This is a genomic window from Puerhibacterium sp. TATVAM-FAB25, assembly GCF_046535855.1.
Lineage (GTDB): Bacteria > Actinomycetota > Actinomycetes > Actinomycetales > Cellulomonadaceae > Puerhibacterium > Puerhibacterium variabilis_A.
The window spans coordinates 94,733-101,911 of the sequence record NZ_JAXUAK010000013.1; the positions used below are offsets into that span (position 1 = coordinate 94,733).

A 7,179-nucleotide genomic window follows, 5' to 3' on the forward strand; every position below is an offset into this window, starting at 1 on the left:
GTCGCGTCGCGCGACCGTTCCCGCGGCCCGGGCGCCGGGGTCAGCCGCCGCGCACCCCGCCGTCGAGCAGCCCGCAGAACGCGCCGAGCTCGAGCAGCCGCTGCGGGCTGATGGGCAGGTGCTCCACGAGCGCCGGCGAGTGGACCACGTACGCGCACCACTGCCCGCGCGAGACCGCCACGTTGAGCCGGTTGCGGTTGAGCAGGAACTCGACGCCACGCGGCACGTCCTCGGCCGACGACGCCGTCATCGACACGATGACCACCGGCGCCTCCTGGCCCTGGAACTTGTCCACGGTCCCGACGCGGACGTCGTCGTACCCCGCCGCCTCCAGCGCCCGCCGCACGGTGGCGACCTGCGCGTTGTACGGCGCGACGACCAGCACGTCGTCCTGCCCGAGCGGCCGCTCGCGGCGGCCCGGGTCGCGCTCGCCCGGGTCGGTCCAGGCGCGCCCCAGGTGCGAGCGCACCAGCTCGACGACGGCGTCCGCCTCCGCGGGCGAGAACGTCGCGTCGCCGGGGTGCCACACCTCCACGGGGTGCACGCCGGGCGCGACACCCTCGAGCCACCGCTCCTTGGCGGCCGGGGCGCTGTGCAGGCGCCGCTCGTAGCTCAGCGCCGACACCGCCTCGCACAGCGCCGGGTGCATGCGCCAGGAGGTGTCGAGGAACCAGCCGTGCGAGTCCGGCAGGGTCGCGTGCCCGCCCAGCAGCCACGACAGCGCGGAGACCTCGACGTGCTCGGCGTGCGGCGCGGCGCTCACCTGCGGCAGCTGCTGCGGGTCGCCGAGGAACAGCACGCGCCGGGCCCGGCGCGCGGCGGCCAGGGTGGGCGCGAGCGAGAACTGCCCGGCCTCGTCCACCACCAGCAGGTCCAGGTCGTCGCCGCGCGCGAACAGCCACGCGGTGCCGCCCACCACGCAGCCCGTCCCTGCCGCGGCGTGCTCGCCGAGGAACGCCGACGCGTCGGCGGGCTTGGCCAGCTCGCCCCAGGGCCCGTCCGGCCGGCGGGGGTCCGCCCCCGAGCGGTACCGCGCCACCTGCTGCGGCCCGAGCCCGCCCTTGCCGGCGACCGCCCGCAGGAAGTTCGCCACCGCCTCGTGCGACTGCGCCGTGACGCCCACCCGCCAGCCGTGCTCGGCCGCGAGCCGGGCCACCACGCGCGACCCGGTGTAGGTCTTGCCGGTCCCGGGCGGGCCCTGCACCGCCACGTAGGACCCGTCGAGCACGAGCAGCGCCTCGACGATCTCGTCGGCGGTGTCCCCGCCGTCGCGCCGGGCGTGCACCGGCGCGCCGTCGCCCGTGCGCGGCGGGCGGCGCAGCAGCACGTCCCACGCCAGGCCGCGCGGCACGTCGGGAAACGCCGCCTCGACGTCGGCGGCGTACTCCAGCAGCACCGCCTCGAGCGGCACGGTGTTGATGCCCAGGGCGGCCGGCGCCAGCGCGTACGGCAGCTGCGCGTGCGTGGTCACGCCGTTCTTCAGGTCCGTCGCGCCGATCCGCTCCTCCACGACGACGACGTCGCGCCCGTCGTCGGCCGCGGCGACGTCGAGGACCGTGCCCTTCTGCGTCACGCCGTGCCCGCGGTCGCCGCCCTGGCTGGCGCACGGCGGCAGCGGCGGCGCGTACATCAGCCACACGTCCGAGCCGGCCCTGAGCAGGCTGCCGGGCGCGATCTGGCCGGTGACCTCCAGCAGGCGGCCGACGCCCCGGCGCCCGCCGAGGTCGCGCCAGTCCTCCACGACGCGCACCGACTGTGGGTCGCTGGCCACCACCGTGTCGCGGGTGTCGGCCCAGTCGTCCGGCTCGCGGCTCAGCCGGTCGTGGTGGCCCCACCAGAACGGCTTGGTCTCCAGCTCCCAGTACAGCAGCGAGTGCGCCACCTGGGCGGCGACCTGCTGGGCGTCGGTGCGCTCGGCGGCGGGAGCGTCGCCGGCCAGGGCCAGCAGCCGGTCGGCCGCCTCCTGCACCGCGGTGCGGTGCTCCTGCCGGCGCTGCTGCTGCGGCGTGAGCGGAGCCTCGGCGTCCGACGACGGTGCGTCGGCGGGCGTGGTCGACGGCCCGGCGTGGGCGTCGTCGGGGCGGGCGGCGTCCGCGCCGTCCGGGCGCGCGGCGTCGGGCGGCGCGCCACCTGCGCCACGCGCACCCCCGCCGTCGGCGATCTCGCGCAGCCAGCCGTGCAGCCGCAGCGTGGAGACGCAGTCGTACTCGTTGTAGTCGAGGATCGAGCGCATCGTGCGCGCGAACTCCTCGGGGTCCGACTCGCGGACGGCGCAGGCGCGGCGGTACTCGACGACGGAGTCGGCGGCGTTCGTGACGCCGTCCGCGTCGCGCAGCTCGTCCCCCATGTAGAACGGCTCGAGCTTCTTGATGGAGTACGACTCCTGGCCCACCCGCAGGCTGCGGCGCACCGTCGCGTACAGGTCCACCAGCACGCCGTCGCGCAGCAGCTCGTCGACCTCGTTCGCGCACACCCCGTGCCGGGCCGCGAGCCGCAGCAGCGCCGTCTTCTCGTAGGGCGCGTAGTGGTAGACGTGCATGCCGGGGTGCCGGCGGCGGCGCTCGACGACGGTGGCGACGAAGTCGACCAGCGCCTGCTTCTCCTGGGCGCGGTCGTGCGCCACCAGCGCGCGGAACGGCGCCTGCGCGCCGGGCTCGGCCGGCCGCTCGACCCAGCCGAACAGGTACTCGAGCCCGTACTCGCGGCCCCACCGGTCGGCGTCCGTCCACAGCGGGTCGCCCTCGAAGTCGAAGTAGATGTCGCCCGGGTCCGGCGGCGGCAGCTGCTCGATCGGGGCGGCGTCGACCAGCTCGAACACCGGGTGCCCGGCCTCGGCCTGCCGCACCTGGATGCGGGCCTGGGCGCGCAGGTGCTCCCACGCGCCGGTGCCCATCACCAGGCCGGCCGGCAGCTCCGGCGGCGCGGCGGCGAGGTCGTGCACCGTCGTGATGCCCACCCGGCGCAGGCGGGCCCGCTGCGCGGTGGTCAGGTGCGCGACGAGCAGCACGTCGTCGGCGGCCCGGACCTGCGGCTCGCAGACCGCGCAGCGCCCGCAGGCGGTGTACCAGCCGTCGCCCCAGACCACCGTGGCGTCGCCCGCGCGGTGGGCGTCGAGGATCGCCTCGAGCCGGGCCCGGCGACGGCGGTAGACCGGGGCGAGGTCGTCCAGCGCGAAGCGCTCGGTGCGGCCCGTGCCGAGCAGCAGGCCGACCTGGTCGGCCACCCGGACGCCGGCCTCCCGCAGGCGCTCGGCGTAGGCGGTGACCTGCAGCAGCGCCGTGACGCGGGCGGTGCGGGCCAGCTTGGAGTCGAGGACGGCGAACACCGGGCCGCCGGCCGCGCCGGCCGCGCTCGGCGGCGCGGTGGTGTCGTCGTCGCCGCCGTCACCGCCGTCGCCGCCCCCGTCGCCGCCCTGGCGGACGATGAAGTCGGCGTACCCGCCGAACCGGCCGTCGAACACGTAGCCCTGCGCGACGACGTCGGCCCCGCCGCGCAGGGCGGCGAGCGTGAGGGCGTCGCGGTCGCGGTGCTCGGCCGCCGACCGGCTGCCGCCGAGGTGCGCCACCTCGACGACGCCGCCGCGCCCGCCCGGCGCCCAGCGGCCGTAGGTCTCGACGTAGCCGGCGAGGATGTCGGCCTCCTGCTGCGCGCCCAGCACGCCGGCCGCGGCCAGCAACCCGTCGCCGTCGTCGGGCACGGGCTCGCCGCGCCCGAGCAGCACGTCGAGGCGGCGCAGCAGCGCGTACTCGCACTCCGCGGCGTGGGCCAGGTCGGTCGCGCTGTAGACCAGCGTGCCGTCGTCGAGCAGCTGCACCGGCCACCTCCTCGCAGCACAGCATGCATGCCACCGCCCACAACGGCCCAGCCCAGCCGGTCACCGGGCGCCTCGACGTCGCGCCTTCCCGCCCCCCGGTCTGCGGCGCCCGCCGCGCAGGCTTCCGCCGCCGTTCGCCGTCCGGCAACCCGGCCGCCGCCGGGCGGCCACCACCGCCTGCCTACCGTCGTGGCGACCGCATCGACGAAGGGACCACGATGACCCTCACGCTCACGCTCGTGCGCCACGGGCAGACCCACTTCAACGCCCGCCGCCTGCTCCAGGGCAGCAGCAACTCGCTGCTCACACGCACCGGGCAGGAGGGCGTGCGCACCACGGCGCGCCACCTGGCCGGCACCCGCTTCACCGCCGCCTACTGCTCCCCCGCGGGCCGCGCCGTCACCACGGCCGTCGAGATCCTGCGCCACCACCCCGACCTGCGCCTGCGCGTCGAGGCGGACCTGCGCGAGTACGACTTCGGCACCTTCGAGCGCAAGCCCGAGCACGAGCTCGAGGCGGTCCAGCCGTGGGCCGAGCTCATCACCGAGGTGCTCACCGAGGTCCACCCCGGCCTGCCGCAGGGCGAGTCGGGCGCGCAGTTCATGGGCCGCACCCGCGACGTGTTCGCCCGCATCGCCCAGGCACACCCTGAGGGCGAGGTGCTCGTCGTCGGGCACGGCCTCACCCTGGGCGCCTGGCTGTGGACGCTCCAGCCGACCGGCCTCGTGCCCCTGCCGAACGCCTCGGTGTCCACGGTGCGGGTGCACCCCGACGGCGCGACGGAGGTCGTGGAGATCGGCCGCGACGTCGCCGGCCACGGTGTCGTGACGCGCGTGCCGTCGCGCCCGGCCGCCCCGCAGCCGGCCGGGGCGCCGACGCAGCCCGAGGCCCACGTGGTGCCGACGCCGGAGGCGGAGCCCGCCGCGGTCTGAGCCCGACGGCGCTCCGACCGCCGCGGAGGCGCCGCAGAGGCAGCCCGAGCGTCGTAGTTTCTCGGCCAAGGCCGCCCGGAAGCCGGGGAACTACGACGCTCGACGGGTCCTCGCGGTCAGTCCTGGACCCGGTCCGCGGCGGACGGGGCCGCGGGCCGGCGCCCGACGGCGGTCACGACGGCCGCCGTCACGGCCGCCCCGAGCAGCCCGCCCGCGGTGTTGAGCACGAGGTCCTGCACCGTGCTGACCCGGGCCGGGATGCCGAGCTGCGCCAGCTCGATCGCCGCGGAGAACGCGCACGCCACGCCCGTCACCGGGAGCACCAGCCGCCAGGCCCCCGCACCGGCACCACCCGCGCGCGCCGACCGCCGTCGGGCGCCCCACCACAGCAGCAGCACCAGCACCCCGAACGGCACGAACATCACCAGGTTCGACGCCGCCTCGAGGAACGCGACGGTCAGCGTCAGGCCCACGGTCGCGGCCGCGCGCACCACCGCCTCGGCCCAGGACGGCACGGCGGTCTGCTCCAGGGACGGCCACATCGTCAGGCACAGGACGGCGGCGAGATAGACCGCCAGGGCCGTGCGCAGGGCGAGGGTCCACCGGCGATCGAGCACGGCCGTCACCCTATGCGGCCGGGCCTAGGCTGAGCGCGTGACGTCGTCGAGCACCCCGCTTCCGCCCTTCGCCTCCGACAACTACGCCCCCGCGCACCCGGACGTGCTGGCCGCCGTCGCGGCCGCCAACGACGGCTACGCGGTCGCGTACGGCGACGACCCGTGGACCGCCCGCCTGGCGGAGCGCGTGCGCGAGGTGTTCGGCCCCACCGCCGTGGCGTTCCCGGTGCTCAACGGCACGGGCGCGAACGTCATCTCGCTGATGTCGGTGACCCCGCGCTACGCGGGCGTGGTCGCCTCCGACCTCGCCCACATCAACACCGACGAGAACGGCGCCCCCGAGCGCGTCGGCGGCCTCAAGCTGCTCACCCGCCCCACCACGGACGCGCGCCTCACCGTCGACGACGTCACCTCGTGGGGGCGCGAGATCGGCGACGTGCACCGCGCCCAGCCGGCCGTGCTGTCGCTGACCCAGTCCACCGAGCTCGGCACCGTCTACCCCGTCCAGGACCTCAAGGAGCTGGCCGCCGCCGCGCACGAGCTCGGCATGGCCGTGCACATGGACGGCTCCCGCCTGGCCAACGCCGCCGCCGCGCTCGGCGTGAGCCTGCGCGCGCTCACCGCCGACGTCGGCGTGGACGTGCTCTCGCTCGGTGCGGCCAAGAACGGCGGCATGATCGGCGAGGCCGTGGTGGTGCTCGACGCCGAGGGTGCCGGCACCGGCGGCGCCGCGGCCGCGCGGGCGGTGCCGTTCCTGCGCAAGGCGACGATGCAGCTGGCGTCCAAGGCGCGGTTCGTCTCGGCACAGCTGCTCGCGCTGTTCGGCGAGCCGGGCACCCCGGTGGGCACGACGCCGGACGCCGCGCCGGCGGCGGACGCCCCGCTGTGGCTGCGCAACGCCGCCCACGCCAACGCGATGGCCGCACGGCTGCGCGCGGGCGTCGAGGCGCTCGACGGCGTCACGGTCACGCGCCCGACCGAGGCCAACGCCGTCTTCGCGACCCTGCCGCGCGCCGCGGCCGAGCGGCTGCGCGCCCGCGCGCGGTTCTACGACTGGGCCGGCGGCGAGACCCGCGACCGCGTCGAGGTGCGGTGGATGTGCTCGTGGGACACCACCACCGACACCGTGGACCGGTTCGTCGCCGCGCTGGCCGAGGAGCTGGCCCGGGGCTGAGCCGCCGCCGGCCGGGCGGCGTCGACGGCCCCGCCCGGGCGCGCACCGTCCAGCGCCTGGGACGCCGTGCCGAACCGCCTCGGCCGGTCTACCGTCTGTCCATGACCGACCGCCACATCGCGACCGCCTCCACCTTCGTCGCACAACCGCCCGAGCGCGTGTGGGCCGAGCTCCACCACCCGGGGGCGCGGTGGATGCTGGGGGCCAACATCGAGTCCGACTTCAAGGTGGGCAGCCCCATCACGTTCGAGGGGCACTTCTTCGGCCGCGCCTTCCAGGACCACGGCACGGTGCTCGCCTACGAGCGGCCGCACCTGGTGCGCTTCACCCACTTCTCGCCGCTCTCCGGGCTCGAGGACGTGCCCGAGAACTACCACGACATCCGCATCGAGCTGGACCCCGCCGACGGCGGCACCCGGATCACGGTGATCCAGGAGAACATCGACACCCCCGAGCACGCGGCCCACAGCCAGCAGCAGTGGGAGCAGGCCCTGGGCACCCTCGCGCACTCCGACGGGGCGCGCCGGCGCTGATGCGGCGCGCGGCCGGCGCGGCGCCCGGGGCGGCCCGCCTCGGGCGGCGCAGATCGGAAGAGAACCACACGGAGCTCCAGTAACGCCTGATCCTATCTCGTATGGAGTA

General features: G+C 76.5%; 5 protein-coding genes. 3 read left to right on the plus strand and 2 right to left on the minus strand.

Going from position 1 to position 7,179, the window contains the following annotated elements; genetic code table 11:
• Nucleotides 1–40: 40 nt before the first annotated feature.
• Nucleotides 41–3,814 (minus strand): TM0106 family RecB-like putative nuclease, encoded by a 3,774-nt coding sequence (locus tag U5M74_RS12575; RefSeq protein ID WP_410909282.1) that lies wholly within the window; start codon nt 3,812–3,814, stop codon nt 41–43.
• A 218-nt stretch (nt 3,815–4,032) separates the two neighbouring features.
• Here U5M74_RS12575 and U5M74_RS12580 point away from each other — a divergent pair, with 218 nt between their 5' ends.
• Nucleotides 4,033–4,746 carry a histidine phosphatase family protein gene (locus U5M74_RS12580; RefSeq protein ID WP_410909283.1) on the plus strand — a complete coding sequence of 238 codons (714 nt, stop codon included), beginning with the start codon at nt 4,033–4,035 and terminating at the stop codon, nt 4,744–4,746.
• A gap of 116 nt (nt 4,747–4,862) precedes the next feature.
• On the opposite strand, the gene U5M74_RS12585 is transcribed toward U5M74_RS12580, so the two are convergent.
• Nucleotides 4,863–5,363 (minus strand): VanZ family protein, encoded by a 501-nt coding sequence (locus tag U5M74_RS12585; RefSeq protein WP_410909284.1) that lies wholly within the window; start codon nt 5,361–5,363, stop codon nt 4,863–4,865.
• Nucleotides 5,364–5,400: 37 nt separating this feature from the next.
• On the opposite strand from U5M74_RS12585, the gene U5M74_RS12590 reads away from it, so the two are divergent.
• Nucleotides 5,401–6,537 carry a threonine aldolase family protein gene (locus U5M74_RS12590; protein WP_410909285.1) on the plus strand — a complete coding sequence of 379 codons (1,137 nt, stop codon included), beginning with the start codon at nt 5,401–5,403 and terminating at the stop codon, nt 6,535–6,537.
• A 101-nt stretch (nt 6,538–6,638) separates the two neighbouring features.
• On the plus strand, nt 6,639–7,070 hold the full coding sequence (locus tag U5M74_RS12595; RefSeq protein WP_069983172.1) for an SRPBCC family protein: 432 nt from the start codon (nt 6,639–6,641) through the stop codon (nt 7,068–7,070).
• The last annotated feature ends 109 nt before the right edge of the window (nt 7,071–7,179 follow it).

What these genes read in the sequence shown, in the direction of transcription:
- U5M74_RS12580 (WP_410909283.1), top strand. Translation starts at nt 4,033, where the DNA reads ATGACCCTCACGCTCACGCTCGTGCGCCACGGGCAGACCCACTTCAAC.
- U5M74_RS12595 (WP_069983172.1), top strand. Translation starts at nt 6,639, where the DNA reads ATGACCGACCGCCACATCGCGACCGCCTCCACCTTCGTCGCACAACCG.